The 25,914-nt window shown below is 70.8% G+C and carries 27 protein-coding genes and 1 tRNA gene; 20 read left to right on the forward strand and 8 right to left on the reverse strand.

The genetic code is table 11. The annotated features are described in order from the left end of the window. Positions 1-5 precede the first annotated feature (5 nt). Together BAY60_RS15650 and BAY60_RS15655 are read right to left on the reverse strand one after the other, a co-directional pair. The gene (locus tag BAY60_RS15650) at positions 6-440 is read right to left on the reverse strand and encodes a Fur family transcriptional regulator (protein ID WP_211330334.1); all 435 of its coding nucleotides are present in this window, start codon (positions 438-440) and stop codon (positions 6-8) included. Then, positions 437-835: an ArsR/SmtB family transcription factor gene (locus BAY60_RS15655; RefSeq protein ID WP_112281659.1), complete on the reverse strand. Its 399-nt coding sequence runs from the start codon at positions 833-835 to the stop codon at positions 437-439. The genes BAY60_RS15650 and BAY60_RS15655 overlap by 4 nt, the downstream gene beginning before the upstream one ends. A gap of 196 nt (positions 836-1,031) precedes the next feature. On the opposite strand from BAY60_RS15655, the gene BAY60_RS15660 reads away from it, so the two are divergent. The 8 genes from BAY60_RS15660 (at position 1,032) to BAY60_RS15695 (ending at position 10,030) form a co-directional block, all read left to right on the forward strand. Continuing rightward, positions 1,032-2,114, forward strand: a complete 1,083-nt coding sequence (locus tag BAY60_RS15660; protein ID WP_112281660.1) for a hypothetical protein — start codon at positions 1,032-1,034, stop codon at positions 2,112-2,114. A 5-nt stretch (positions 2,115-2,119) separates the two neighbouring features. Further along, positions 2,120-2,791, forward strand: coding sequence for a class F sortase (locus BAY60_RS15665; protein ID WP_245992519.1), 672 nt, complete (start codon positions 2,120-2,122; stop codon positions 2,789-2,791). Positions 2,792-2,881: 90 nt separating this feature from the next. Beyond that, positions 2,882-4,270 (forward strand): glycine--tRNA ligase, encoded by a 1,389-nt coding sequence (locus BAY60_RS15670; protein ID WP_112281661.1) that lies wholly within the window; start codon positions 2,882-2,884, stop codon positions 4,268-4,270. Positions 4,271-4,318: 48 nt separating this feature from the next. Beyond that, positions 4,319-4,975: a YdcF family protein gene (locus BAY60_RS15675; RefSeq protein ID WP_112282409.1), complete on the forward strand. Its 657-nt coding sequence runs from the start codon at positions 4,319-4,321 to the stop codon at positions 4,973-4,975. A 168-nt stretch (positions 4,976-5,143) separates the two neighbouring features. Then, on the forward strand, positions 5,144-6,415 hold the full coding sequence (locus BAY60_RS15680) for a deoxyguanosinetriphosphate triphosphohydrolase (protein WP_112281662.1): 1,272 nt from the start codon (positions 5,144-5,146) through the stop codon (positions 6,413-6,415). Between the two features lie 49 nt (positions 6,416-6,464). Further along, the gene (locus tag BAY60_RS15685) at positions 6,465-7,580 is read left to right on the forward strand and encodes a serpin family protein (protein WP_112281663.1); all 1,116 of its coding nucleotides are present in this window, start codon (positions 6,465-6,467) and stop codon (positions 7,578-7,580) included. A 2-nt stretch (positions 7,581-7,582) separates the two neighbouring features. Further along, positions 7,583-9,370 (forward strand): glycosyl transferase, encoded by a 1,788-nt coding sequence (locus BAY60_RS15690; RefSeq protein ID WP_245992650.1) that lies wholly within the window; start codon positions 7,583-7,585, stop codon positions 9,368-9,370. Positions 9,371-9,433: 63 nt separating this feature from the next. Further along, on the forward strand, positions 9,434-10,030 hold the full coding sequence (locus BAY60_RS15695; protein WP_112281664.1) for a carboxymuconolactone decarboxylase family protein: 597 nt from the start codon (positions 9,434-9,436) through the stop codon (positions 10,028-10,030). On the opposite strand, the gene BAY60_RS15700 is transcribed toward BAY60_RS15695, so the two are convergent. Further along, positions 10,008-10,937 (reverse strand): sigma-70 family RNA polymerase sigma factor, encoded by a 930-nt coding sequence (locus BAY60_RS15700; RefSeq protein ID WP_112281665.1) that lies wholly within the window; start codon positions 10,935-10,937, stop codon positions 10,008-10,010. The genes BAY60_RS15695 and BAY60_RS15700 overlap by 23 nt on opposite strands. A gap of 9 nt (positions 10,938-10,946) precedes the next feature. Here BAY60_RS15700 and dnaG point away from each other — a divergent pair, with 9 nt between their 5' ends. The 3 genes from dnaG to BAY60_RS15715 are packed head-to-tail and all read left to right on the forward strand — an operon-like array spanning position 10,947 to position 14,192. Further along, entirely contained in the window at positions 10,947-12,884 is a 1,938-nt protein-coding gene (gene dnaG / locus BAY60_RS15705; protein WP_112281666.1) for a DNA primase, read from the forward strand. Beyond that, positions 12,881-13,402, forward strand: coding sequence for a hypothetical protein (locus BAY60_RS15710; protein WP_112281667.1), 522 nt, complete (start codon positions 12,881-12,883; stop codon positions 13,400-13,402). The genes dnaG and BAY60_RS15710 overlap by 4 nt, the downstream gene beginning before the upstream one ends. Positions 13,403-13,427: 25 nt before the next feature. Then, positions 13,428-14,192 (forward strand): trans-aconitate 2-methyltransferase, encoded by a 765-nt coding sequence (locus tag BAY60_RS15715; protein WP_112281668.1) that lies wholly within the window; start codon positions 13,428-13,430, stop codon positions 14,190-14,192. A gap of 7 nt (positions 14,193-14,199) precedes the next feature. Here the strand turns inward: BAY60_RS15715 and BAY60_RS15720 are convergent, their stop codons facing one another. Then, positions 14,200-14,451, reverse strand: coding sequence for a hypothetical protein (locus BAY60_RS15720; RefSeq protein WP_112281669.1), 252 nt, complete (start codon positions 14,449-14,451; stop codon positions 14,200-14,202). A gap of 160 nt (positions 14,452-14,611) precedes the next feature. Here BAY60_RS15720 and BAY60_RS15725 point away from each other — a divergent pair. After that, positions 14,612-14,684: transfer RNA gene (locus BAY60_RS15725), tRNA-Asn, on the forward strand. Positions 14,685-15,215: 531 nt separating this feature from the next. Here BAY60_RS15725 and BAY60_RS15735 read toward each other — a convergent pair. The 4 genes from BAY60_RS15735 to BAY60_RS15750 form a co-directional block, all read right to left on the reverse strand. Continuing rightward, positions 15,216-16,037, reverse strand: coding sequence for a histidine phosphatase family protein (locus BAY60_RS15735; RefSeq protein ID WP_112281670.1), 822 nt, complete (start codon positions 16,035-16,037; stop codon positions 15,216-15,218). Positions 16,038-16,586: 549 nt separating this feature from the next. Continuing rightward, a complete protein-coding gene (purU, locus tag BAY60_RS15740; protein ID WP_112281671.1) occupies positions 16,587-17,444 on the reverse strand; it encodes a formyltetrahydrofolate deformylase in 858 nt (285 codons plus the stop codon). Next, positions 17,441-18,310 (reverse strand): methylenetetrahydrofolate reductase, encoded by an 870-nt coding sequence (locus tag BAY60_RS15745; protein WP_112281672.1) that lies wholly within the window; start codon positions 18,308-18,310, stop codon positions 17,441-17,443. Before BAY60_RS15745 ends, purU begins: the two co-directional genes overlap by 4 nt. A gap of 9 nt (positions 18,311-18,319) precedes the next feature. Continuing rightward, on the reverse strand, positions 18,320-18,703 hold the full coding sequence (locus tag BAY60_RS15750; protein ID WP_112281673.1) for a hypothetical protein: 384 nt from the start codon (positions 18,701-18,703) through the stop codon (positions 18,320-18,322). A gap of 96 nt (positions 18,704-18,799) precedes the next feature. Between BAY60_RS15750 and BAY60_RS15755 the strand changes: the two genes are divergently transcribed. From BAY60_RS15755 to BAY60_RS15790, 8 genes are all read left to right on the forward strand, one after another. Beyond that, positions 18,800-18,961 carry a hypothetical protein gene (locus BAY60_RS15755; protein WP_112281674.1) on the forward strand — a complete coding sequence of 54 codons (162 nt, stop codon included), beginning with the start codon at positions 18,800-18,802 and terminating at the stop codon, positions 18,959-18,961. Between the two features lie 95 nt (positions 18,962-19,056). Further along, positions 19,057-20,019, forward strand: coding sequence for an AraC family transcriptional regulator (locus BAY60_RS15760; protein ID WP_112281675.1), 963 nt, complete (start codon positions 19,057-19,059; stop codon positions 20,017-20,019). Positions 20,020-20,121: 102 nt separating this feature from the next. Beyond that, entirely contained in the window at positions 20,122-21,363 is a 1,242-nt protein-coding gene (locus BAY60_RS15765) for a cytochrome P450 (protein WP_112281676.1), read from the forward strand. Continuing rightward, positions 21,360-22,694, forward strand: a complete 1,335-nt coding sequence (locus BAY60_RS15770) for an FAD-dependent oxidoreductase (RefSeq protein ID WP_112281677.1) — start codon at positions 21,360-21,362, stop codon at positions 22,692-22,694. The genes BAY60_RS15765 and BAY60_RS15770 overlap by 4 nt, the downstream gene beginning before the upstream one ends. After that, a complete protein-coding gene (locus BAY60_RS15775; protein ID WP_112281678.1) occupies positions 22,682-22,978 on the forward strand; it encodes an EthD family reductase in 297 nt (98 codons plus the stop codon). Before BAY60_RS15770 ends, BAY60_RS15775 begins: the two co-directional genes overlap by 13 nt. A gap of 12 nt (positions 22,979-22,990) precedes the next feature. Continuing rightward, on the forward strand, positions 22,991-23,326 hold the full coding sequence (gene fdxA / locus BAY60_RS15780; RefSeq protein ID WP_112281679.1) for a ferredoxin: 336 nt from the start codon (positions 22,991-22,993) through the stop codon (positions 23,324-23,326). A gap of 429 nt (positions 23,327-23,755) precedes the next feature. Further along, positions 23,756-24,757, forward strand: coding sequence for a LacI family DNA-binding transcriptional regulator (locus BAY60_RS15785; RefSeq protein WP_281272723.1), 1,002 nt, complete (start codon positions 23,756-23,758; stop codon positions 24,755-24,757). Between the two features lie 107 nt (positions 24,758-24,864). After that, a complete protein-coding gene (locus BAY60_RS15790) occupies positions 24,865-25,821 on the forward strand; it encodes an ABC transporter substrate-binding protein (RefSeq protein ID WP_112281680.1) in 957 nt (318 codons plus the stop codon). The last annotated feature ends 93 nt before the right edge of the window (positions 25,822-25,914 follow it).

Raw genomic sequence — 25,914 nt, forward strand, 5'->3', positions numbered from 1 at the left:
CCGGTTCAGCCTGCCGCGCCGTTCTTGGTGCAGGTGGCGCAGGTGCCGAGGATCTCCACGGTGTGGCTGATGTCGGAGAAGCCGTTGCCGGTGGCGATGCGCTCCGCCCAGCGCTCCACGGCGGGACCCTCGACCTCGACGGTGTAGCCGCAGCGGCGGCACACCAGGTGGTGGTGATGATGCTCGGAGCAGCGCCGGTAGAGCGCCTCCCCGGTGCTGGTGCGCAGCACGTCCACCTCGTCGGCCTCGGCCAGCGACTGCAGCGTCCGGTAGACCGTGGTCAGGCCGACGCCCTCGCCACGGCGGCGCAGCTCGTCGTGCAGTTCCTGCGCCGACCGGAAGTCGTCGATCTCGGCCAGCAGCTCGACGACGGCGGCCCGTTGCCGGGTGGCCCTCCGGCCCGGCATGGGCGCACGGCCCCGGGTCGCTGATGCGCTCATGGCTGGGCGTCCTCCTCCTGCACGTGTGCGACGGCGTCGACGACGATATGCGCCAGGTGGTCGTCCACGAGCCGGTAGGCCACCTCGCGGCCGCGCCGCTCACCATGTACCACACCGGCGGCCTTCAGCACCCGCAGGTGCTGGCTGATCAGCGGCTGGGCGACGTCGAGGGCGTCGACCAGCTCGTGCACGCAGCGGTCGCCGGAGCGAAGCTGCAGCACGATGGCGATGCGTACCGGTGCGGCGAGCGCGCGCAGCAGCTCCCCGGCGTCGGCGAGGGTGGACGCGGGAGGTGGCGGGGCCACCGGCCGCGGCTGCGGGGCGGGGGAGTGCTCGTGGCTCTCCGCCTCGCCCGCCAGCCCCGAGGGCGACGCGTCGGAACTCGCCGTCGGCATGTCGATCTCCAGCCTTGGTCGGGAAGCGTGAGCGAACCGTGTCCTACCATCCTAGTGCGCCGACTGCGGTGATCCCGGTTTCGCGATCACGCCGCCCGGCGCTGCTCCATTCGAGTGAGTTTGGTCATTCCGCCCCGCGGTGCCCCGCGTCGTGAGCAAAAGTGAAAAGCTGTCGCGTCACACCGCTGAGGGGACCATGATCCGTTCGCTGCCGAAGCTGGCCACCTGCGCCGCGGTGCTCGCACTGCTGGCCGTGCCCACCACCGCGAGCGCGCAGGAGAGCCGCGCACCCGTCGACGAGCGGGACGGCCCCGTGGCCTATGCCAACATCGCCGCGCTGGCGATCGGTCCCGACCACCGGGGTGGCTCGGTGATCAGCGAGACCCAGCGTTCACCGCTGCTGCCCGGGACGTCCACGCTCGCGCAGAGCCGCGCGCTGCTGCCCGGCACGCCCGGCGAGCGCGACGCGGCGGGGCCGCACTACCGGCTCAACCTCGGCACGTTCGCCGCGGGCCGGAGCCCGTTCCCCGCCGGCGTGCCCAGCACGCCCCACGCGGTCACCGCGACCCTGCGCGACGACACGGTGCCCACCGCCACCGCGAAGGCCAACTACGCGCTGCGCGACCTGGCGAGCGACGCCACCGTCCTCGCTTTCCAGGGCGCCGAGAGCACCGTCACGTGCGCCGGGCCCGACCGGCTCACCGGCGAGACCACGGCGGACCGGCTCTGGCTGCTCGACGCCGGTGGTGAGCTGCGTCCCGCGGACCTGCCCGCGGCGGGCACCCGGCTGACCCGGCTGAACCTGCCGTTCGGCCCGCCCGGCGACGTGCCGGACGCCGATCCGGACCGGACCGTCTCCGACGTCGTCGTCAGCCGGATCACCGCCTACGACCAGCTGCTGCGGCAGGACCGCTGGCGCGACGGCGACCACACCACCGCCGCGGGCTGGCGGGTCGAGATCGTCACCCACGTCAAGGACGCCGACGGCAACGACATCCGTGACGTGCTGACCACGCTGGTGCTCGGCGGTGTCAGCTGCTCGGTGCCGCAGGGCTTCACGCCGGTCGCGCAGGACCGGGGGCGCGCCGACGTCCCCACCACCACGACGCCGCCGGTTCCGGTGAGGATCCCGGCCGGTGCGCACCCCTCCGCGGAGCCGGGCCCGGCCTCCGCGTGGGGTGCCGGGCTGCTCGGCGGCGGTCTCCTGCTCGGCGCGGCCGCCGTGCTCGTGGCTGTCGTGGCCCGGCGCAGGCCGGTGGCCTCCGGCGGGACGGACTAGCGCTCGTGCGGCGTCAGCGTGTGGTGGCGGCGCTCGGGGGGCTCTCCGTCACCGCCACCGTGGCCGGCGGGGTCCTGCTGCTGCAGCGGGAGGACGAGCCCGGCTCCCCACCGCCGTCGCGGACCGTCGTCGCGAGCGCGCAGCCGACACCGAGCATGTCCCTGGTTCCGGCGGACCGGGCCGGGAGCGTCATCGCGCGGCCACCGGAGGTGACCCGGCGCCCGGCCGCGCAGCCGCCCGGCACGGTCCGGCTGCCGGAGGGCGGCACGGCGCAGCTGGTGCGGCGCGAGGTGACCGCCGACGGCACCCTGCCCATTCCCGACGGGCTGGAGGAGGCCACCTGGTGGGGCGCCAAGCTCGGCGCCGCACGCGGGGCCGCGCTGCTGGCGGGACACGTGAACTGGGCGGGGCGGACTGGTCCGTTCGAGGAGCTGTGGCGGGCGCGGCGTGGACAGAGCGTCACCGTCGTCGACGCGCGCGGCGGGCGCTGGGTGTACCGCGTCACCGACGTGCTCACGGTGCACAAGACCCGGCTGCCCGCCCACGCGCAACGGCTGTTCGCGCAGGACGGGCCCCATCGGCTCGTGCTGGTGACGTGTGGCGGCGACTACGTCGGCGGCACCGACGGCTACGAGGACAACCGGATCGTCACGGCGGCGCTCGTCACCCGTCCGTGAAGGGTCACTCCCCGGGAAAGCAGACCGGGGCACGCCGGATACGCTGGTAGCTCACAGTCATAGCCGATTCCGCATCCCCCGGAGCGTGGAGTGCCCGCCAACACCATTGAGACCGTCGTCAGCTTGTGCAAGCGTCGTGGCTTCGTCTTCCCGTCGGGGGAGATCTACGGCGGTACCCGGTCGGCGTGGGACTACGGACCGCTCGGTGTCGAGCTGAAGGACAACATCAAGCGCCAGTGGTGGAAGGCCATGGTGCAGAACCGCGACGACGTCGTGGGCCTGGACTCGTCGGTGATCCTGCCGCGTCAGGTGTGGGTGGCCTCCGGCCACGTCAACGCCTTCCACGACCCGCTGGTGGAGTGCCTTTCCTGCCATCGCCGGTTCCGATCCGACCAGCTCGCCGAGGAGTACGCCGAGCGCACCGGCACGCCGCTGAACGAGGACGACCTCTCGGACGTGCCGTGCCCGAACTGCGGCAACCGCGGCCAGTACACCGAGCCTCGTGAGTTCAACATGATGCTCAAGACGTTCCTCGGCCCGGTGGAGTCGGAGGAGGGCCTGCACTACCTGCGGCCCGAGACGGCGCAGGGCATCTTCGTGAACTTCCTCAACGTGCTCACCACGTCACGCAAGAAGCCGCCGTTCGGCATCGGCCAGATCGGCAAGTCGTTCCGCAACGAGATCACGCCGGGCAACTTCATCTTCCGCACCCGCGAGTTCGAGCAGATGGAGATGGAGTTCTTCGTCGAGCCCGGCGAGGACGAGAAGTGGCACCAGTACTGGATCGACCTGCGCACCGACTGGTACGTCGACCTCGGCATCCGGAGGGAGAACCTGCGCCACTACGAGCACCCGAAGGAGAAGCTGTCCCACTACGCCAAGCGCACGGTGGACATCGAGTACCGGTTCGAGTTCTCCGCGGGGCAGGAGTGGGGTGAGCTGGAAGGCATCGCCAACCGCACCGACTTCGACCTCACCACGCACTCCAACCACTCGGGCGTGGACCTGTCCTACTTCGACCAGGCTTCCGGCCAGCGGTACCGGCCGTTCGTCATCGAGCCGGCGGCCGGTGTCGGCCGTCCGATGATGGCGTTCTTGCTCGACGCCTTCACCGAGGACGAGGTGCCCAACGCCAAGGGCGGCGTGGACAAGCGCACGGTGCTCAAGCTCGACCCGCGGCTCGCGCCCTACAAGGTGGCGGTGCTTCCGTTGTCGCGCAACGCGGATCTCACGCCGAAGGCGCGCGACATCGCGGCGCTGCTGCGCAAGCACTGGAACGTCGACTTCGACGACGCGGGCTCCATCGGCAAGCGTTACCGGCGTCAGGAGGAGATCGGCACGCCGTACTGCGTGACCGTGGACTTCGACTCGCTCGACGACCACGCGGTCACCGTGCGCGAGCGCGACTCGATGTCCCAGGAGCGCATCGCGATCGACAAGCTGGAGTCGTACCTGGCGGCCCGTCTCCTCGGCTGCTGAGAGCCTGCGGCCGCGTCCCGGCCCCCGATTTTGGTAGAAGTGGACCGCGTGAGCACCCTTCCCGCCCCCCATCGGCCCGGCGCGTGGCGCTGGGCTCGCCGTGCCGCCTTCGGCCTGGTGCTGGTCGCCGTGCTGGTGGTGGGTGGCACGGCGTTCCGGGTGTGGCACGTCGCGCGGGCCGACGAGCGACCCGCCGTCGACGCGATCGTGGTGCTCGGTGCCGCCCAGTACAACGGCACGCCCTCGAAGATCTTCGAGGCGCGGCTCTCCCATGCCAAGGACCTGTTCGACGAGGGCGTGGCTCCGCGCATCGTCACCTCCGGCGGCAGCCGGGAGGGCGACGCCTACACCGAGGCTGAGGCGGGCAAGAACTGGCTCGTCGCGTCCGGCGTTCCCGCGCAGAGTGTGCTCGCCGTCGGCGAGGGCAACGACACGCTGCGTTCGCTCTCGGCGGTGGCGGACCGGCTGCGCGGCGGCGGCTGGAACTCCGTGGTGATCGTGAGCGACCCGTGGCACTCGTTGCGGGCCAGGACGATGGCCGAGGACGCCGGGATGGAGGCGTGGGCGTCGCCGACCCACAGCGGCCCGATCGTGCAGACCCGCGAGACCCAGGCGCGCTACATCCTGCGCGAGACCGCCGCCCTGCTGTACTACCGGCTGTCGAAGAACCCGGCCGACTACATCGGCGGAACCGGCCTGCGTTGACCCAAGCTCCCCAATGCCACATTCGTAGCGTTCAACTTCCCCAATGCGGCATTCGTAGCGCCCGCCCGTCTCCCACCACCGCCCAAACGGAGACGCTCCGCGTCGCTGTGCCGGTTCAACGCCACCAATGCCGCATTGGGGAACCACCGACGCCATAGGGTGGGCAGGGTGGACGGCTACACCGAGCACGATCGCGCGCGCAGGCTGACCGAGCCGCCGAAGCAGGCGGCGCTGCCCGGCTCCGCGGGCGACAGACGTAGCGCCTTCGCCCGCGACCGCGCCCGCGTGCTGCACTCGGCGGCGCTGCGGCGGCTCGCGGGCAAGACGCAGGTCGTCGGCCCAGGGGAGGGCGCCGAGGTCAGCGGCGTGCCCCGCACCCGGCTCACGCACTCGCTGGAGGTCGCCCAGATCGGCCGCGGCATCGCCGAGGACCTCGGCGCCGATCCCGACCTCGTCGACACGGCGGGCCTCGCGCACGACATCGGCCACCCCCCGTTCGGGCACAACGGCGAGCGAGCGCTCAACGACGCGGCCCAGGCGTGCGGCGGCTTCGAGGGCAACGCGCAGACCCTGCGCATCCTCACCCGGCTGGAGCCGAAGGTGCTCGACGACGGCGCCGGGCACGGCCTGAACCTCACCCGTGCCTGCCTCGACGCCGCCACGAAGTACCCGTGGCCACGCGAGGAGGGCAACCCGAAGTTCGGCGTCTACGCCGACGACCTGGACGTGTTCACCTGGATGCGCGAGGGCGCGCCGCCACGCAGGCGCTGCCTGGAGGCCCAGATCATGGACTGGTCCGACGACGTGGCCTACTCCGTCCACGACGTGGAGGACGGCGTGCTCGCCGGGCGGATCGCGCTGAGCGTGCTCGGCGACCCGGACGAGCGGGCGGCGGTCGCCGAACTGGCGGCCACGCACTTCTCCGCCAGTTCGGTCTCCACTTTGGAGGCCGCGGCGAAGGAACTGCTCGCGTTGCGCGCCGTGGCCGACGTCGCCGATCCCGGCTACGACTCCTCGCCCGCCGCCCAGGTGGCCCTCAAACGGCTCACCAGCGAGCTGGTGGGCCGGTTCGCCTCGGCGGCGGTCACCGAGACCAGGGCCGTGCACGGGGAGGGCCCGTTGTGCCGGTACGGCGCCGACCTGGCCGTGCCCGAGCAGGTGGGCGCCGAGGTGGCGCTGCTCAAGGGGCTGGCGTTGCGGTACGTGATGAGCGACCGGCGCAGGCTCGCCGTGCAGCGGCGGCAGCGCGAGCTGCTCGGCGAGCTGGTCGAGGTGCTCACCCGGCGGGCGCCCGAGGCCCTGGATCCGCTGTTCCGGCCCGCCTGGGACGCCGCGCGGGACGACGCCCACCGGCTGCGCGTGATCGTCGACCAGGTCGCCTCGCTCACCGACGCGCAGGCCCACGCCTGGCACGCCGCGCATCTGGGCGGGCGCCGGTAATCCACCCGGTCCCGCCCTGCCGACGGACGGCTCGCGGTAACGTCGGGGAATGCCCGCCAGCGACCCGGAAACGGCCCACCTGCGCTTCGCGCTCGCCGCGCACCGCGCCGTCGCAGGCCACGGTGGCGACTCCTGCCTCTCGCCGTACTCCGTGGCCAGCGCCCTGTGCCTCACCGCGCGCGCGGGCCGCGGCCCCACCGCCGACGAGCCCGCCACACTCGTCGCCGGCTCCCCGGGCGGCGTCTCCGCGCAGGCCGACCTGCTCGCCAAGGCCGCCGTGCTCGGCGCCGCGGGTAACGCCGAGGAGCCGGTGCTCGCGGTCTCCAACACGCTGTGGGCGTGGGACGAGCTCACCCTGAACCCCGGTTTCACGGCGGAGCTGGCAGGCTGGCCGACGGGCACGGTGGCGTCCGCGCCGTTTCGCACCGACCCCGACGGCGCGCGGTCGGCCATCAACGCCGACGTCGCCGAGACCACCCGCGAGCTGATCCCCGAGCTGCTGCCCCCGGGCACCATCCACCCGGACACGGTGGCCTGCCTGGTCAACGCCCTCTACCTGCGGGTGGCCTGGACCTCGCCGTTCGCCGAGGCCGAGACGGACCAGGCGGTGTTCCACGCGCCCTCCGGTGACCGCGCCGTGCCGACGATGCACCAGACCACCGAACTCGGGCACGCCGCCCTGCCCGGCTGGCAGGTCGTGTCGCTGCCCGCCGTCGGCGGGGTGGAGGCCGTGGTGCTGCTGCCCGACGGCGACCTCGCCGAGCAGGAGTCCACACTGGACGAGACACGGTTGCGTGAGCTGCTGGCCGCCCGCACCCGCACGAGGGTCGAGCTGTCGCTGCCCACGTTGTCGCTGGACGTGCGCTCCGGCCTCACGACCGTGCTGCAGGACCTGGGCGTGCGCACGATGTTCACCTCCCGCGCCGACTTCTCCCCGCTCACGCCGGACGCCAGGCTGGCGGTGTCGGACGTGCTGCACCAGACGGTGCTGCGGCTCGACGAGAGCGGCCTGGAGGGTGCGGCCGCCACGGCGGTGGCGTTCCGGCTGGTGGCGATGCCGCTGGGCGAGCCGGTGCGGGTGGCGGTCGACCGGCCGTTCCTGCTGCTGGTGCGCCACGCCGCCACCGGGGCCTGCTACTTCGTGGCGAGGGTCGTCGAGCCGTGACGATGCTCAGCGACGCGCCGCGCACCCGCACGGCCCGGCCGCCGCGTGCGCGGCGCCTGACGGGCGGGCGTATCGCCGACGCCGCCGTGCTGGCCGGTTTCGTGCTGGCCGCATTCCTGCTCTACCGTCCACTGTGGATGGATTTGTCGCAGGGGTACCTGTCCAGCAGCGTGCAGGACCAGAACATGTGGGAATGGTTCTTCGCGGTCACCGCGCACTCGGTGGTGCAGCTGGAGAACCCGTTGTTCACGACCCTGCAGAACCACCCGCTCGGCGTGAACCTGATGGCCAACACGGCCATGCTCGGCATCGGCGTGCCGCTGACGCCGGTCACGCTGCTGTTCGGGCCCACGGTCACCTGGGCGCTCACCCTCACCGGCGGGCTCGCCGCCACCGCGTTCGCCTGGTACTGGGTGCTGTCGCGGCACGTCGTCGGCAGCAGGGCTGGCGCGGCCGTCGGCGGCGCCGTCTGCGCGTTCGCGCCGCCGATCATCTCGCACGCCAACGCGCACCCGAACTTCGTGGTGCTGTTCGTGCTGCCGCTGATGGTGCTGCGGCTCATCAGGCTGGCGCGGGGCGAGCACCCCGTCCGCAACGGTGTCCTGCTCGGCCTGCTCGCCGCCTACCAGGTGTTTCTCGGCGAGGAGCCGCTGCTCATCATGGCGACGACGCTGCTGGTGTTCGGCGCCGTGTACGCGCTGTCACGGCCCGAGGCCGCGCTGGACATGGCGCGGCCGCTCGGCATCGGCATCGGGGTGGGCGCGGCGGTGGCGCTGACGCTCGTGGCGTTCCCGCTGTGGTGGCAGTTCGCGGGGCCGCAGAGCTACACCGGCATCGAGCACGGCTTGCTCGGCAACGACGCGGCGGCGTTCACCGCGTTCGCCACCGAGTCGGTGGCAGGCAACGCCGAGATCGCCAGGGAGCTGTCGATCAACCGCACCGAGGAGAACGCGTTCTTCGGCTGGCCGCTCGTGGTGCTCATGCTCGGGGTGACGGTGGCGCTGTGGCGGGTGGTGCTGGCCAGGGCACTCGCGGTGGCGATGCTCGTGCTCGCCTGGATCTCCATGGGTGTGCTGCTGGTGGTCGACGGCACCGCCACGTCGATCCCGGGGCCGTGGCTGCTGCTGTTCGACCTGCCGCTGTACGAGTCGGTGCTGGAGTCGCGGTTCGCGCTCGGCTGCGTGCCCGTGATCGGTGTGCTGCTGGCGCTGGCCACCGAGCGGGTGCGGCACCTGCGGGTGTCGCGCGACTGGCGCTACACCGCGCAGGTGTGCTGGTGGTCGGCGCTCGCCGTCGCGCTGGTGCCGATCGCGCCGACGACGCTGCCGGTGGAGCAGCGGGAGCCGACGCCGGCGTTCTTCGCCGAGGGCCTGTGGCGCGACCACGTGGCGGGCGGCACGGTGGTGGCGGTGCCGCTGCCCGACGCGGGCGACGCCAGGGCCCTGCGGTGGCAGATCGAGGCGAAGTTCGGGTTCCCGCTGGCCGAAGGCTATTTCGTCGGGCCGACGGCCGATGGCAACGGCACCTACGGCGCCGTGCGCAGGCCCACGTCGGAGCTGCTGGACGAGGTCGCCGAGTCGGGCGAACCGGCCCCGGTGACCCCCGAGGACAGGGCGAACGTGGTGGCCGACCTGCGCTACTGGAACGCCGACGTGGTGGTGCTGCCGGCCACCGGGGACGACGCGGGGGAGCGGGTGGCGCTGCGCGAGACCGTCGAAGCCCTGCTGGGTGACCCGGGCCGGGTCGTCGGCGACACGTGGGTGTGGGACGTGCGGGGGCTCACCCGCTGACCGGTCACGTTTCCGGCCGCCGCGTCGTCCATCCGGCGAAGGCACGATCGGCAGGAGGACACCATGCCACGCATTCCCGGAGTCGCCACCAAGGACGGCGGCCTGCTCATGCGCCTCGCCTACCGGTTCGCCCGCAGGCGCTACGGGGCGGTACCCGAACCGTTCACCGTGGTGGCGCACCACCCGCCGCTGCTGCGGGCCTCGGCCACGCACGAGCTGATGGCCGAGCGCGCCTCGCGCACACTGCCCGTCAGCGTGCGCGAGCTCGCCGTCTACCGCACCGCGGTGCGGCTGGGCTGCTCGTGGTGCGTCGACTTCGGCACGATGCTGCAGAAGCACGAGGGGCTGGACGTCGAGCGGCTCAAGGCGATCGACGACTACGCGACCTCACCGCTGTTCACGCGGCCGGAGCGGCTCGCCATCGCCTACGCCGACGCGATGACGGCCAGCCCGGTCGAGGTGACCGACGAGCAGGTCGCCGAGCTGGAACGCGAGCTCGGCACCAAGGGCGTGCTCGAGCTCACCTACCAGATCGGGCTGGAGAACATGCGCGCCAGGATCAACAGCGCCCTGGACATCACCGACCAGGGCTTCACCTCGGGCGAGGCCTGCCGCGTTCCGGTACCCGCCGACGCGGTCAGGACACCGGCAGCCGGGTGAGCTTGTCCGGGTTCGCCATGTCGTAGATCGCCACGATCCGGCCGTCGCGCAGGGCCAGGGTCTGCACGTGGGCGTCGAGGTCGCGGTAGCCGTCGCCGCCCGGTGCCGGGGGCGTGTAGACGCCGAGGTCGCCGTTGACCAGCACGGGCTGGGCGCTGGCGAAGGCGCCCGGCCGGTAGACGCGGAGCAGGCCCTGGAAGAACCGGGCGATCTTGTCGGCACCGACCATGGTCCGGCGCGTGGTCCTGGCCTTGCCGTCGGCGTCGCCGACGAGCACGGCGTCCGGGTGCAGCACCTCGGCGACGGCGCGCACGTCGCCGGAGAGCACGGCGGTCATGAACCGCTCCAGCACCTCGCGCTGCTCGTCGAGGCTGGCGCGCGACGGCGGCTCGGCCTGCGCCACGGCGCGCCGCCCGCGCGAGGCGTGCTGGCGGGCGGCCTGGACCGTGCAGCCGAGGATGCCGGCGATCTCGGCGAAGGGCACCGAGAAGGCGTCGTGCAGCACGAAGGCCACGCGCTGCTCGGCAGGCAGCGTGTCGAGCACCACCATGGCGGCCATGCGCACGCCGTCGTCGCGGACCACGGTTTCCAACGGGTCCTCGGCGGGCGGGGGGCCCAGCGGGGTCACGATCGGCTCCGGCAGCCAGTCACCGACGTAGCGCTCCCTGCGCGCCGCGGCCGAGCGCAGCCGGTCGAGGCAGAGGCGGCTCACCACCGTGGTCAGCCACGCGCGCGGCTCGGCGATGGCGGCCCGCTTGGCCTCCGGAAGCGTGCTCAGCCGCAGCCACGCCTCCTGCACGGCGTCCTCGGAGTCGGCGAGCGATCCGGTGAGGCGATAGGCCACCGCGATCAGGTGGGAACGGTGGGTCGAGAACTCCTCGGCGAGCGTGTCGTCGGTGACCGGCATAGCGTGAGTATGGCCGAAACCGGCGGACGGCGGTGGCCTAGAGTGGGGTTCGTGGCGGGAAGGATCCGGGAGAGCGACATCGCGCAGGTGCGCGAGCGCAATCGGATCGACGACGTCGTCGGCGAGTACGTCGCCTTGCGCAGGGCGGGCGGCGGTGCGCTCAAGGGCCTGTGCCCCTTCCACGAGGAGAAGACGCCGTCGCTCAACGTGCGCCCCACGCACGGCACGTTCCACTGCTTCGGCTGCGGCGAGGGCGGCGACGTCATCAAGTTCGTGATGCAGATCGAGCACCTGCCGTTCGTGGAGGCGGTGGAGCGGCTCGCCGACCGGATCGGGCTGCACCTGACCTACGAGGGCGGGGGCGGCAGCGTCCGCCGCGACCGCGGCACCCGCATGCGGCTGGTGGAGGTGCACAAGGCAGCGCAGGCGTTCTACGCCGAGCAGCTGGCCACCCCGGAGGCCAAGGCCGCGCGCGAATTCCTCACCGCGCGTGGTTTCGACCAGGCCGCCGCGGCGAGGTTCGGCTGCGGATTCGCGCCCGGCGGCTGGGACAAGCTCACCAAGCACCTGCTCAACAACGGCTTCGAGCTGGCGGAACTGTACAAGTCGCAGATCTCCAAGGAGGGCAGGCAGGGGCCGATCGACCGGTTCCACCGGCGGCTCGTCTGGCCGATCAAGGACCGGGGCGGCGACATCGTCGGCTTCGGCGCGCGCAGGCTGTTCGACGACGATCCCATTCAGGCCAAGTACCTCAACACCAGCGAGAGCCCGATCTACAAGAAGTCGCAGGTGCTGTTCGGGCTCGACCTGGCCAAGCGGGAGATCGCGCGACGCCACCAGGTGGTGGTCGTCGAGGGCTACACCGACGTGATGGCCATGCACGAGGCCGGGGTGCCCACCGCGGTGGCGTCGTCGGGTACCGCCTTCGGCGAGGACCACATGCGGGTGCTGCGCCAGCTGATGATGGACGACGACGCGTTCCGCGGTGAGGTGATCTTCACCTTCGACGGCGACGCGGCGGGGCAGAAGGCCGCGCTCAAGGCGTTCGAGGGCGACCAGACCTTCGCCGGGCAGACCTACATCGCGGTGGCGCCGGACGGCATGGACCCGTGCGAGCTGCGCCTGGCCAAGGGCGACGCGGCGGTACGCGACCTGGTGGCGCGGCGCATCCCGCTGTTCGAGTTCGCCATCCGCAGCCTGCTCGCCGACTACGACCTCGACTCGGTGGACGGGCAGGTCGCCGCGCTCCAGCGCACGGTGCCGCTGGTGGCGCAGATCAAGGACAGGGCCAAGCGCGACGGCTACGCCACCAAGCTGGCGTGGTGGGTCGGCTGGCAGGACGAGGCCATGGTGGTGCGCCGGGTGCGCGAGAGCGCGGGCGCGCCGGTGAAGGCGGCTGCCCGCCGCGCCCCTTCCCGCAACGGTTCGGCCGCGGCAGGCGAGACCGATGTGGAGCGTCCGGACCCCCGGCATCCCGGGCTGCGGGCGCAGCGCGAGGTGCTCAAGGCGGCGCTGCAGGAGCCGTCGCTGGCGGGGCCCGAGTACGACGCGCTGCCCGAGGACGCGTTCACCCATCCCGCGTATGTCGCCGTGCACCGGGCGGTGCTGGCCGCGGGCGGTGCCAGCTCCGGGCTCACCGGCCCCGCGCTGATCGACGCGGCGACCGAGCACGCTCCACAGGGGACGATCGCGTCGCTGCTGTCCGAGCTGGCCGTGGAACCGTTGCAGGCCAAGGGCGAGGTCGACGTGCGCTATGTCGGCGGGATGCTCGCCGCCGTGCAGGAGAACCTGGTGGGCAGGCAGATCGGGGAGCTGAAGTCGAAGCTGCAGCGGCTGTCGCCGGTGGAGGCCGCCGACGAGTACCGGGCGTTGTTCGGCGACCTGGTTGCGCTGGAGCAGTACCGCAAGGCGTTGCGGGAGCAGGCGATCGGCGGGATGGACGGATGAGCTGGCTGCGCCGCCTCTTCGGCGAGCCGGTGCCGGACGAACTGCGCGGGGCGCTGGCCGAGAACGAGCACGTCCTGGCCGCGGCCGCCGTGGGCACCGGAGGGCACGTCGCCGTGACGGCGCTCGGGCTGTGGCTGCCCGGCTCCGAAGGGCCCCGGCGCGTCGGCTGGCACCTGATCAGCAAGGCCGTCTGGCAGGGCGACGCGCTGACCGTGACGGAGGCCGAGGAGACCGGGTACGCGGGGCGTGCCGTGCTGCTCGCGGACCGGCCACCGGCCCGGTACGTGCTGGCCCGGCCCGGCAAGCTGCCACATCTGGTGCGGCAGCGGGTCGAGGGTGCCATCCGGTCGCGGTACCGCAAGGACCTCGCGAGCGGGGGAGCGTGGTTCGTGGTGCGGAAGGTGCCGGGCACCGATGGTTCGGTGCTGCAGGTGCGGCCCGACCCCGGCACCGATCTCGACGTCGTCGCCGAGATCGCCGAGGAGGCCGCCCGGAAGCTGGCCGGGGGCACGCCTTAGCAGTACGCTTGTACTGGGAGGCGACATGTGGGATCCGGCGAAGTACCTCGACTACGGTGACCTGCGCGCCCGGCCGTTTCACGACCTGGTCGGCCGGATCGGCGCCGAGTCACCCGAGCGGGTGGTCGACCTGGGCTGCGGTCCTGGCAACCTCACGCTCACCCTGCGGAAACGCTGGCCGAACGCCACGGTGGAGGCGCTCGACAGCTCACCCGACATGGTGGCCGCCGCGCGGGAGGCCGGGGTGGACGCCAGGGTCGCCGACGTGCGGGACTGGGAGCCGGGTCCGGACACTGACGTCGTGGTGTCCAACGCGGTGCTGCAGTGGGTGCCCGGCCACGCCGGCCTGCTGCGCCGCTGGGCGGAACGCCTGCGGCCCGGTGCCTGGCTCGCCGTGCAGGTGCCCGGCAACTTCGACGCGCCTTCGCACGTGCTGACCCGCACGCTCGCCGAGAGCCCCGAGTGGGCGCCGCGGCTGGCGGACGTGGTGCTGCGGGAGGACGACGCCGTGCACGCGCCGCTGGAGTACGCGACGCTGCTCGCCGACGCCGGCTGCGCCGTCGACGTGTGGGAGACGACCTACCTGCAGCGGCTGACCGGGGAGAACGCCGTGCTGGAGTGGATCACCGGCACGGCACTGCGGCCGGTGAAGGCGGCCCTGGACGAGCAGGCCTGGCAGCGCTTCCGTACACAACTGGCCCCGCTGCTCGACGAGGCCTACCCGCCGCGCGACGACGGCACCACCTGGTTTCCCTTCCGCCGGGTGTTCGCCGTCGCGCGGGCCGGGTAGCCGCTGGTCAGGCTTGCGCGGCGCGGGGTTCGCTCGAGTGCTGGCCGTTGCTGCCGTGCGCTGCCCCGCCGCGGTGGGTGAACGGCAGGCGATCGCCCACCTTCTCGCCGACCTTCGCCCTCGCCACGCCTGCGGCACCCTGCACGGCCGGGTGGTCCGCGATCTTGCGGTAGGTGCGCACGATCTGCTCGTAGCGCGCACGCCCCGCCCGTGCGCCCAGCACGTAGCCCACCGCCGCGCCAAGCAGGAACGTCTTCATACCCTGATGCCTCCTCGTCGCTGGTGACCTGGTGTTTTCATTGTCCCGCAGGACCGCCCCGCGCGCTCGCGCCGACGTCCGGGGGTGGTGCACGGCGGTGATCGGGGATGGGTTAGAGTGTTACATCGTTGGCTGGAGGGATCCGGCCGACACCGAGCGATCCCCTGTAGCTCAATTGGCAGAGCATTCGGCTGTTAACCGAAGGGTTGTTGGTTCGAGTCCAACCGGGGGAGCTTCGCCGCAGGTCAGCGGCTCGCGCTGGCCCTTCTGAGGGGCCTTCGTCCGGCTCAGGGGCGAAAAAGAGGCGAAAGACTCGGGGATCATGGTGGTCCTCTCACAGGACGTCTTCGAGTGCGTCGGCGTTGGCTTGGTTGGCGATGCGGGGCTTGCGGTATGGCGCTCCGCGACTGCCCGGGTGTTGTCGAGCTGGTCGGCGATTGCGGTGGTGGGCAAGCCCGCCTCGTCGAGCATGGTCGCCACCGTCTTGCGGAACACGTGTGAGGTCACCCAGTCATAGTCGACAGCGGCCATCGCCTCCCTGACCCGGTTGATCACCTTGGACGGGTCGAGGTGCTCGCCGGTGAACGACGGGAACAGGGCACCGCCCGTCACGAGCTCGAGGCCAAGTCCCTCGGCCAGGCTCAGCGCCCGCTGCGGCCAGGTGAAGCTGATGTGCGCGGTCGTTGATCGCGATCAACGACCGGGTATGGCGTCTCACCGCTCGACGTGCCCGCGCCGATGCGCGGCTCAGGCTTGCACTCCTGTCAAAGTCGAGCGGGTGTGGGTTCCTCGGCCTGGTGGTGACTCGTCACATCGGAAACCCAAGGAGGGGCCGCGGTGGTCGGCGCGACGACCTCGACCGTCCGGCCTCGGTAGGTGAGCCGACCTCGCTCGCCGCCGACGGGCAGAACGATGCGAACGTCTTCGGTGTTCTCCGGTTCTCCGGGGTCGTAGCCGAATGCGGCCGCCGCGACCGCGCGGATGCAGCCCGAGTGGGTCGCCACCAGCAGCCGGAGACCGGGCACGGCGTCGCGGGCAGAGCCGACCATGCCGTGCCAGAACCTGCGGACAGCAAGGGCAGCTGGTTCCCAGTGCTGGGTCGGCTGGGTGAGCCAGTAAGTGATCGGGTCCTCTCCCGCGGCCAAGATCTTCCAGAACTGGTCCATCTCGTCGAACCAGGGCGGCCGCGAGGACCGGTCACCCTCGAGTGCCTCGGCATAGACCGCATAGGCCTCGGTCGGGTCGAGTGCCCTGTTGCCGCACCACAGCCGGAAGTTGTCGAACCGTCGGTCGACGGTGGGGTCTGTCCCCGCCAGGCCGAAGCCGGCCGCCACGAGGCCGCGCGCGATCTCGCCTGCCGTTTCCGCGGCACGGACCAGGGGGGCGTGGACGATCCGGACCGGCTCGCCCGGTCGTAACGTGCCCGCCAGCTCGGCCGCCTTCGCGGCCGCTTGCTGCCGTCCAAGGTCGGTGAGTCCCAGATCGGCGTGGTAGCCGATGGTCTGGCCGTGCCTGATCAGCCGGATCTCGACCATCTCCCCAGCGTTCGGCGGATTAGGATCCTTGTCTTCGCTGATCGTCGCCATATTCAATGCTGCCCTTTCAGGGTTGTCGTCACGGCGACCGTAGAAACAAGGCGCGTGAGCGAAAAGGCCCGTGTTCGGACCTCGCGAACGTTCGTCTCGGCCGAACAGCCGGCTCGAGTGACGGCGGTGTCCCCGCGACGTTCGTCACCTCGACGCCGCGAGATCAAGGAGCGTGAGGTGGCAAGAAGTAGTTCGACCGGTTCCGCGAGATCATCAAGGACCGCCGCCGGTACGTCGACCAATGGTGTGAGACGCGGTCGAGCATCCCCCAGGTGCTCGCAGCGGTGCCCGAGGCCGTGCCAGCCCGGCCTCATCGGGGATTCCCGGCCGGAACGCCCATTCCTCCAGGCCTGTACAGGCGGCCGGGACCGAAGGCCGTCGCACGCCGCCATCGTGGTCGGCCAGCACGGCGTTCCCACGATGACGGATCGACGACCAGAAGCCGACCGTCCACACCGGATTCGAGATCCGTGGACGCCGGTGTCTGCATCGGGTTGCCGATGACGACGTTGCCCATGAGGCGACGGCATGTTGTGTGCGCTCACCACTTCACGCAAAGACGACCGTCTGGTTCCCGTGACGGATGACGCGGTCCTGGCTGTGCCAGAGCACCGCGCGCGAGAGAACGGCACGCTCGACGTCCGCCCCGCGCAGCTGCAGATCCTGCGTGGTGTGCGCATGCGTGACTCGGACGACGTCCTGCTCGATGATCGGACCTTCGTCGAGGTCCTCGGTCACGTAGTGTGCCGTCGCGCCGATCAGCTTGACACCACGGGCCTTGGCCTTCGCGTAGGGCCCGGCGCCGATGAAGGCCGGCAGGAACGAGTGGTGGATGTTGATGATCGGCACCGCGACCTCGTCGATGAAATCTGGCGACAAGATCTGCATGTAGCGAGCCAGCACGACAAAGTCGACGTTGCCGGCGACCAGTTTGAGTTGTTCCTTTTCGGCGTCTGACTTGTTCTCGCGCGCGACCGGCACGTGGAAGAAGGGGATGCCGAAGCTGCGAGTCTCGTCGGCGAGGTCGGGGTGATTCGAGATGACCATCGAGATGGTGATCGGGAGCTCTCCGCGTCGCTGGCGCCACAGCAGGTCCAGCAGGCAGTGGTCGGACTTGGAGGCGAAGATCGCCACCCGCTTGGGCACGGAGATGTCACGCAGGGTGAATGACAGCTGAAAGCCGTCGGCGAAGGCCTCGTCGAGGCTCTCCTCGATGGCAGGCAGCACGGCCGTCAGGTTCTCGTGACCGAAGATCGTGCGTTGGAAGTAGGCGCCGCCGTGCGGGTTGTCGGAGTACTGGTCGAGGGACACGATGTTGGCGTCGTGCTTGCGCAGCACCGTTCCGACGGCACCGACGATGCCGGGCCGGTCGGTGCCATGCACGACCAGGCAGGCTTGGGGGCTCATGGTGTGGACTCCTTGTACTGCAGAACCCACTCGGCGGTCGCTTGGATGCCGCCGAAAGTGTAGAAGTGCAGGTGCAACTCACCGTGGCGCTGCTCGTTGTAACGCTCACCCAGCGTGTTGATGAAGCGGTCGGGCCCGGTCTTGCTCATCAGGTTGGTGAGTGAGAGCCCGTACTTCTTGGCGATGCCCGCGCTGGTGCCGACTCCGAACCGGCTGGCGTAGGTGAGTAGTCGTTTGGCGCCAGCGGGCCCCGGCACCCCGACTCTGACGGGAACGGTGACACCGCGACCCCGCACCTTCTCCACCCAGTGCAGCACCGTGTCGGCGTCGAACCCGAACTGCGTCGTCACCGTGGCGTCGATGGCGCGCTCGTGCAGCGCGAACACCTTGTCTTCCAGGGAGCGCCAGAGCGTGTCGTCAGGGATCTCGGGGTGTCCCTCCGGATACCCTGAGATCCCCACCTCTCGGACGCCGTTCTCCTCGAGCACGCCCGACTCGATGATCGCCAGGGTGTCGGTGTACGGCCCCTCGGGAGTCCGCGGGTCACCCGCCACCAGGAACAGACGATCGGTGTTGCCGTCCGCCCGCAGAGCGCCGAGGAACTCGTCGAGCGCCCCACGGCTGCGCAGGCGGCGTGCGGACACGTGCGGCACTGGCACCAGCCCGAGATCGCGCACACTCCGGGCAGCCGTCACCCGCAGCCGGAGGTCCTCGTGGGCAAGGTAGGTCACGTTGACCCGGGTGCCGGTGGGGATCCCAGAGCTGGCTTCGTGCAACGAGTTGACGTCCTTGCCGGTCATCTCGAGCGAGAAGTCGCGCAAGAGGTCGAGGCGCGACGTCGTACCTTCGCGTGGCGTGAGGAACATAGTGCGTTCTCAGTCTGCGTAGCTCTTGACGACGGTGGCGCGGATCTCCACCTGGCTGTGCGGCTCCAGCCACGGCGTGCTCTTGGCTCCGCCGTCGGGCTCGCCCCAGAGCAGGGTCAGCTGCTTGCCCGGCTCGGCGAACTCCGGCTCGACGACGGCCACTGACAGCATGGCGCGCTCGTTCCAGCTTGCGCAGGTGTAGTTCGCGACTCCGACGGTGCGACCGTGACCGTCCAGCACGGCGTCGTACTGCCACGTGGAGTAGTTGGCGCGAGGGAGGTCGATGAATTTCGCCGGGGTCTCGGCGGCGGTGAAGTAGGACGCGCAGGCGCGGCCGAAGTCCTCGGCGTTCCACTCCAACGTTACTTTGCGACGGTGGTTGTCTCCGGCCATGCGCTCCAGCGCCTCGCGCCCGACGAAGTCGTGGTTGAACTTGATCAGGTGCTCGTATAGTTCGAGGTCGGACTGTCTTCGGTCGCCGCGCCGATCATGGTCAGCCGTAACGGGATCACGCGTTCGGTTGGCGCCATCTCCATCGCGGGTCCCACCTCCCGCGTGCTCGGTGGGCGCAAGGACGCCGTCGTGGCGAGCGTGCTGAGGGCGACCCGGAAGCTCTCCTCGACGCTCTCCCGCGTGGACGTCGACAGCTGACCCGCGACGCCGTACGTGACAGCGGAACGCCACGATTGACATTCCGGCGCGGCCGTTCATCCTTGGGTACGGTGAACCGGGCACGTGGAGGTGTCATGTCGGCTACCCGCATCCGGACCTCCGACCCGGATGAGGCGAGCAGCCGCTGCGGGGAGGTGTATTTCCCGCACCGGCTCACGGTGCTGCACGATCCGGCCCGGTTCGGCATGTCGCTCTCGGCGACGAAGGTGGGGCCGGTGTCCGCCGGACTGCTGTCCTACGCCGGTGAGGTGCGGCTGACCACCGGCGAGCTGGAGACCGGATACGAGATCAACGTCCCGCTCGGAGGGCTGCTGCATACCCGTACCGCCTACGGCGAGGTGTGCGCCGGGCCTGGGCTGGCCGCCGTCTACTGGCCGGACAGTCCCGCGACGCTGCACGGCTGGGTGGGCGGCGGCAGCCTGTTCGGACTGAAGATCGAGCGCAGGGCACTGGAGTCGCAGCTGGCGGAGCTCATCGACGCGCCCGTGACGTCGGTTGTCCGCCTCGGCGGGTCGATCGACCTGCGGCGCGGTCCCGGCCACCAGTGGTGGACGCTCGTCCAGTCGCTGATCGAACTGGCGCGTGAACCGGACGGGCCGCTGTCCCAGCCCATGGTGTCCCGCCCCCTGACACAGAGTGTGATCACCGCGTTGCTGCACGCGGTGAACCACCCTTACCGGGACAGGCTGGCCACGCGTCCGCGGCAACCCACTCCCGAGTCGGTCCGTCGTGCCGTGGAGCTGCTGGATGCCCACCCGGAACTGCCGTGGACGGTGGTCGACCTGGCCAAGCGCATCGGCCTGAGCGCGCGGGCCCTGCAGGAGGGGTTCCTGCGGCACATGGGGCAGTCGCCGACGGCGTACCTGCGTCGGGTGCGGCTCCGCCACGTGCACGACGACCTGCGAGCGGCAGACCCGGCGCGGCACACGGTCGCCGAGATCGCGGGCCGATGGGGATTCGTCCACCTGGGACGGTTCGCCGCCGTGTACCGGGAGCGCTATGGGAGCGCGCCCTCAGAGACACTGCGGGCCGACTAGGCCGGCCTGCGCGAATCGGCCAGCCGGGCCGCGCACAGCGGATCGCCCTCCGTCAGTCGCCCTCCTAACGTTCTGGACACACCAGACGCAAAGGAGGGTCTGATGACCAGCACCGACACAGCCGACGCCGATGCCGCGTTCGACTTCAATCCCATGGTCAGTCCGCATCGCGAAGACCCACACCTGTTCTACCGGGCCGCACGCGAACGGCCGATCACGTTGAGCCCGTCGATCGGCGCCTACATGGTCAGCCGTTACGCCGACATCAAGACCGTGCTCGACGACCCGGACACCTTCTCCTCGGCAGCGGCCCTGCCGATGATCTACGACAACCCGCCCGAGGTCGTCGCCGAGCTGGAGGCCGGCAACGTGCCGGAGACGACCATGGTCGTCAACGAGGACGAACCCCGGCACCGGCAGATGCGCGCGCTGTTCGACGCCGGTGTCAGCGGCGCCCGCGTCCGCGCGCTGTTACCGCTGATGAAGCAGCGTGCGGGCGAACTCGTCGACGGTTTCACCGGTGGCGCCGCCGATCTCGTCAGCGAGTACGCCATTCCGTACGTGCAGACGATCATCAACGCGGTGATCGGATTCCCGCCCGAGGACACCGACCGCATCCAGGCGTGGACCGACGACGTCGCCATGCTGTGGAACCCGCTCGCTCCCGTCGGCGACCGGGTCGCCGCCGCGCGCCGGATGGGTGACTACACCCGCTACCTGCAGGAGCAGATCGACGATCGCAGGGCTCGCCCACGCGAGGACATGATCTCCGCGCTCGTGCACGGCGCGAACGGTTTCCCCGGCCTCTCCGACGACTACATCCACAACATCATCCGCGGTGCCGCACGGGTCGCCGGCTTCGACACGACCCGCGACGCGATCACCGCGACCGTACTCGTGGCATTGCAGGACCCGGCCGTCCGCGACCGGATCGCCGAGGATCCCAACCGGACGATCATGAAGGTGACCGAAGAAGCCCTGCGCCGCGACGCCCCGCACCGCGGGTTGTTCCGGATCACGACCCGGGAGGTCGAGCTCGGAGGCACCGTGCTGCCCCAGGGCGCCGTCCTGCTACTGCTGTTCGGATCGGCGAACCGCGACGAGACCGTGTTCCCGGACCCGGACGCCGTCGACCTGGACCGGCCGAACACCCACGACCACGTCGCGTTCGGCAAGGGCCTGCACACCTGCCCCGGCGCACCGCTTGCTCGTGCCGAGATCAGGGTGGCCCTGCAGACGCTGTTCGACCAGCTGCCCGGGTTGCGCCTGGCCGAGGACTACGAGCCCACCTACATCGCCAGTTACTTCTTCCGAGGGCTGGAGTCCCTGCGGGTGGTCTGGTGACGCGGTCAGACACCGGCAGGGTCGTGGTCGTCGGAGCGGGTCCCGCGGGCCTGTACACGGCCCAGTGCCTGCTGGATGGCGGCGCGGAGGTCGATGTCATCGATCGCCTCGCGGCACCGTACGGTCTCGTGCGTTACGGCGTCGCTCCCGACCACGTGCGGATGAAGTCCGTCGTCGGTGTGTTGCGGAAGCCGTTCGCCACGGGTGCCGGGTTCATCGGCAACGTCACGGTCGGCCGGGACGTGTCGTTGGCACAGCTCCGCGAGCACTACCACGCCGTCGTTTACGCCACCGGCTGCCCGCTCGACAGATCACTGGACATCCCGGGTGAAGGTCTCGCCGGCAGCATCGGTTCGAGCCGCCTCGTCGGTTGGTACTGCGGGCACCCGGATCTGGCGGACTTCGCGCCTCCGCTGGATCAGCCGGGGGCCGTCGTGATCGGTGCCGGCAACGTCGCACTGGACGTGGCGCGTGTCCTTGCCACGAGGGCCGATCGGCTGCGAGGCACCGATGTTCCCGATCGGGTGCTCGCCGCGCTCGCGGCCAGTCGCGTCCGCGACATCCACATCCTGGTCCGCAGAGGACCGCGGGACGCCAGGTTCACCCCGGCCGAGCTGCGGCAGCTCGGCGAGCTGGACGACACCCGGGTGGTGGTGCACGACGACGGAACGCTGGACCGGCCTGACGACGAGGACCTTGATCTCCGCCGGCGACAGAACCTGGGGATCCTGCGCGAATGGGCAGCCCGCGAGCGTGGTGCCGGCGAGCGCGGCGTCCACCTGTGGTTCCAGCGCAGCCCCGTGGCGTTGCGTGGTGACGACCGGGTCCGGCAGGTCGTGGCCGAGCGCAACACCGTGGAGCGCGGCCGTATCTCCCCGACCGGCGAGTGGCACACCATCGGCGCGGGGCTCGTCGTCCGCGCCGTCGGCTACCGGAGCGAGCCGGTCGACGGGCTCCCGTTCGACCCCGCCACCGGCACGGTCTCCCACGAGCACGGGCGAGTCTCACCTGGGCTGTACGTCGCCGGCTGGCTCAAGCGTGGCCCCAGCGGTGTGATCGGTACGAACAAGGCCGATGGCGCGGAAACCGCAGCCGCCGTGCTCGAAGACCTCCCGCGGCTGCCCGCTCCCGCCCATCCCAGCACGGAGCGGCTGCGCCGGGTACTGGACGAGCGCGGAGCCCGGCACACCGACTGGTCAGGGTGGCTGCGGATTGACGCAGCCGAACAGGAGCTGGGCCGCCGCCGTGGTGCCGAACGGGTCAAGGTCGGCGACCGGCACACGATGATCTCTCTTGCGATTGCGGAAGGAGCACGGCTATGCACATCCTGACCGTCGCCTATGGACATCCACAGGATCCCGCGACGTTCGACAGCTACTACGAGAACACGCACCGGCGACTCGCCGAGAAGGTACCGGGCGTGGCGACCTTTACCGCGCGCCGCTGCGCGGCAGTGGGCGACGGCGAGCCCCCGTACTACCTGATTGCCGAGCTTGCCTTCCCCACAGCGGAGAAGCTCGCCGAAGCGCTCGGCTCACCGGAGGGGCAGGCCGCGGCCGCCGACATCGACAACTTCGCCGACGGCGGCGTGACGCTGTTCGTCCAGCACGACTGACGTGGAGACGAGATGCCCTACGTGATCTCCGAGCCGTGCCTGGACGTGCTCGACAAGAGCTGCGTCGAACAATGCCCTGTCGACTGCATCTACGAGGGCGAGCGGATGCTGTACATCCATCCCGACGAGTGCATCGACTGCGGGGCCTGCGAACCCGCCTGCCCGATGGAGGCCATCCGGCACGAGTCCGTCCTGCCCGACCAGTGGCGCGACCACATCGACGCCAGCCGCGCCTTCTTCGAGAACCTCGGGTCTCCCGGCGGCGCAACCGCCGTCGGAAAGACCGCGAACGACCCCGAATGGATCAAGAGCCTTGCTCCACGCCCACCAGGGGCCCGTGCCGGATGAGCGGTCGTCAACCGCGACAGCCGAGGTCGAGAGGGGCGCGGCGGGAGGCCTTCAGGAGCTCCTCGTTCTTCTGCCCTGCCGGGTGCATCTCCGTCAGCGTGCCAGGGTGGCGAGGAGGTCTCCGTCGATCTCGACGGCCGGGACGGACAGGCGTTCGCTGATGCGGTGATGGTTCCGGCGGTGCCGTCGATGTCGACGATGCATGAGCGACCTCGCTCGGTGCCGGGGCTCGCGGGTGTCCCGATGCGAGGGGAACCGCGTCCGAGGCCGGGGCAGCGGCGGGTCTGGGGGAGGCCCGTCGGGGTGACGGTGATCGGCCGGGCCCGCAGCGCCCAGACTTCGGCCGTCAGCGAGCGCCCACTTCCTCAGGCCCCTTGACTCCAGGAGTGTTATCGCTAACATTCAAGGCTCGCGACGAGAGGAGACGACGTGGCGAGGCAGCCCGCGCTCACCGACGTCGCCGCGCTGGCGGGGGTGTCCCACATGACGGTGTCGCGCGTCATCAACGGCAACGGCTCGGTGCGCGCGGAGACGCGACGTCGTGTGCTCGCCGCCGTCGAGGAACTGGGCTACCGGCCGAACTCGCTCGCACGGGCGCTGGCGACCGGCCGCTCGCGAGCGCTCGGCGTCGTCGCGCTGGACTCGGTGCTCTACGGCCCGGCGAGCACGCTCTTCGGCATCGAGAACGCCGCTCGGGAGTCCGGGTACGGGATCTCGATCGCGAGCGTCGGCCAGCCGGACGGCTCCTCCATCGCGGGCGCGGTCGAGGACCTGCGGTTGCAGGGCGTCGAGGGCATCGTGGTGATCGCGCCGCACGTCGCGACCGGCAAGGTGCTGGAGGGCATCCCGCGAGACCTGCCCCTCGTGGCTGTCGCCGACACCGACCAGGCGCCGGTTCCGGTGGTGGCCGTGGATCAGGGTGACGGTGCGCGCAGGGTCACCGAGCACCTGCTCGCCCTCGGGCACGAGACCGTGTGGCATGTCGCGGGCCCCGAGGACTGGCTGGATGCGACAGCCCGCGAACGCGCATGGCGGACGACGCTGACCGAATGGGGAGCGGAGCTGCCGCCGGTGTCGCGCGGCGACTGGAGTCCACGCTCCGGCTACGAGGCCGGCCGGGAGCTGCTCGACCACGGCGGGGTGACGGCGGTGTTCGTCGCCAACGACCAGATGGCGCTCGGCGTGCTGCGCGCGTTCTCCGAAGCGGGCGTCTCCGTACCCGGGGACGTGCACGTCGCCGGCTACGACGACGTCCCGGAGGCGGCGTACTTCTCGCCGCCGCTGACCACGGTCCGCCAGGACTTCATCGCACTGGGGCGCACGACGTTCGGCCAGTTGTCCCGGCAGATCGAGGGTGAGAAGCCGGCTTCGCGGTCGATCGTGCCAGCGGAGTTGATCGTGCGGGAGAGCACGGGACCGCGCCGGGTCTGAACGTGCGAACGACCCTCCCCGGCAACGGTTCCCGGCAATGATGTTAGCGGTAACAAAATATCCGGATCAATGTGGATCAAGGAGTGAATGCCGTGTTGCGCAGGAGAATGGCCGCACTGGCGGCGGGTGCCGCCGCACTCATGGTCGCCGCGGGATGTGGCAGTGCCGGAGGCTCGGGCGGCGGTGACAGCATCACCCTCGGGTTCGCCCAGGTGGGTGCCGAAAGTGGCTGGCGGACAGCGAACACCAAGTCGGTCCGGCAGGCCGCCCGGGACGCCGGAATCGAGCTGAAGTTCTCCGACGCCCAGCAGAAGCAGGAGAACCAGATCAAGGCCATCCGCTCGTTCATCCAGCAGCGGGTCGACGTCATCGCCTTCTCCCCGGTGGTCGAGTCCGGCTGGGACACCGTGCTCAAGGAGGCGCAGCGGGCCGACATCCCCGTGGTGCTCACCGACAGGGCCATCGACTCGCCGGACACCTCCCTCTACGAGACCTTCCTCGGCTCGGACTTCGTCGAGGAGGGACGCAAGGCAGGGCGCTGGGTGACCGAGGAGTTCGGTGACGCCGAGGGCACCGTGCGGATCGCCGAACTGCAGGGCACCACCGGCTCGGCGCCGGCCAACGACCGCAAGCAGGGCTTCGCCGAGGTGATCGGCAACGACGCCAAGTACAAGATCGTCGCTTCGCAGACCGGCGACTTCACCCGGGCCAAGGGCAAAGAGGTCATGGAGGCCTTCCTGAAGTCGGCAGGCGAGATCGACGTGCTCTACGCGCACAACGACGACATGGCGCTCGGCGCCATCGAGGCGATCGAAGGTGCGGGACTGAAGCCGGGTGAGGACATCAAGATCGTGTCGGTGGACGGGGTGAAGGACGCGCTGCAAGCCGCCGCCGACGGAGAGATCAACTACGTGGTGGAGTGTAACCCGCTGCTCGGACCGCAGCTGATGGACCTCGTGAAGAAGGTCGCCGCTGGTGAGCAGGTGCCCAAGCGGGTCGAGGTCGAGGAGACCGCCTTCGACCAGCAGGCCGCGGAGAAGGCCCTGCCGGACCGCAAGTACTGAGCCTTGTCAACCCGCCGCCGCGATCGTGCCCGGATGCCCCCGGTGGGTCCCTTCGCGCAGCACAGCAGCAGTCGAAACCGCTCACTGAGCCGA

The organism is Prauserella muralis (assembly GCF_003202285.1).
GTDB lineage: Bacteria > Actinomycetota > Actinomycetes > Mycobacteriales > Pseudonocardiaceae > Prauserella_B > Prauserella_B muralis.

What these genes read in the sequence shown, in the direction of transcription:
- BAY60_RS15650 (WP_211330334.1), bottom strand. Translation starts at nt 440, where the DNA reads ATGAGCGCATCAGCGACCCGGGGCCGTGCGCCCATGCCGGGCCGGAGG.
- BAY60_RS15655 (WP_112281659.1), bottom strand. Translation starts at nt 835, where the DNA reads ATGCCGACGGCGAGTTCCGACGCGTCGCCCTCGGGGCTGGCGGGCGAG.
- BAY60_RS15660 (WP_112281660.1), top strand. Translation starts at nt 1,032, where the DNA reads ATGATCCGTTCGCTGCCGAAGCTGGCCACCTGCGCCGCGGTGCTCGCA.
- BAY60_RS15685 (WP_112281663.1), top strand. Translation starts at nt 6,465, where the DNA reads ATGCCCGCCAGCGACCCGGAAACGGCCCACCTGCGCTTCGCGCTCGCC.
- BAY60_RS15690 (WP_245992650.1), top strand. Translation starts at nt 7,583, where the DNA reads ATGCTCAGCGACGCGCCGCGCACCCGCACGGCCCGGCCGCCGCGTGCG.
- BAY60_RS15695 (WP_112281664.1), top strand. Translation starts at nt 9,434, where the DNA reads ATGCCACGCATTCCCGGAGTCGCCACCAAGGACGGCGGCCTGCTCATG.
- BAY60_RS15700 (WP_112281665.1), bottom strand. Translation starts at nt 10,937, where the DNA reads ATGCCGGTCACCGACGACACGCTCGCCGAGGAGTTCTCGACCCACCGT.
- dnaG (WP_112281666.1), top strand. Translation starts at nt 10,947, where the DNA reads ATGGCCGAAACCGGCGGACGGCGGTGGCCTAGAGTGGGGTTCGTGGCG.
- BAY60_RS15710 (WP_112281667.1), top strand. Translation starts at nt 12,881, where the DNA reads ATGAGCTGGCTGCGCCGCCTCTTCGGCGAGCCGGTGCCGGACGAACTG.
- BAY60_RS15715 (WP_112281668.1), top strand. Translation starts at nt 13,428, where the DNA reads ATGTGGGATCCGGCGAAGTACCTCGACTACGGTGACCTGCGCGCCCGG.
- BAY60_RS15720 (WP_112281669.1), bottom strand. Translation starts at nt 14,451, where the DNA reads ATGAAGACGTTCCTGCTTGGCGCGGCGGTGGGCTACGTGCTGGGCGCA.
- BAY60_RS15735 (WP_112281670.1), bottom strand. Translation starts at nt 16,037, where the DNA reads ATGGCGACGATCAGCGAAGACAAGGATCCTAATCCGCCGAACGCTGGG.
- purU (WP_112281671.1), bottom strand. Translation starts at nt 17,444, where the DNA reads ATGAGCCCCCAAGCCTGCCTGGTCGTGCATGGCACCGACCGGCCCGGC.
- BAY60_RS15745 (WP_112281672.1), bottom strand. Translation starts at nt 18,310, where the DNA reads ATGTTCCTCACGCCACGCGAAGGTACGACGTCGCGCCTCGACCTCTTG.
- BAY60_RS15750 (WP_112281673.1), bottom strand. Translation starts at nt 18,703, where the DNA reads ATGGCCGGAGACAACCACCGTCGCAAAGTAACGTTGGAGTGGAACGCC.
- BAY60_RS15755 (WP_112281674.1), top strand. Translation starts at nt 18,800, where the DNA reads ATGGTCAGCCGTAACGGGATCACGCGTTCGGTTGGCGCCATCTCCATC.
- BAY60_RS15760 (WP_112281675.1), top strand. Translation starts at nt 19,057, where the DNA reads ATGTCGGCTACCCGCATCCGGACCTCCGACCCGGATGAGGCGAGCAGC.
- BAY60_RS15765 (WP_112281676.1), top strand. Translation starts at nt 20,122, where the DNA reads ATGACCAGCACCGACACAGCCGACGCCGATGCCGCGTTCGACTTCAAT.
- BAY60_RS15775 (WP_112281678.1), top strand. Translation starts at nt 22,682, where the DNA reads ATGCACATCCTGACCGTCGCCTATGGACATCCACAGGATCCCGCGACG.
- fdxA (WP_112281679.1), top strand. Translation starts at nt 22,991, where the DNA reads ATGCCCTACGTGATCTCCGAGCCGTGCCTGGACGTGCTCGACAAGAGC.
- BAY60_RS15790 (WP_112281680.1), top strand. Translation starts at nt 24,865, where the DNA reads ATGGCCGCACTGGCGGCGGGTGCCGCCGCACTCATGGTCGCCGCGGGA.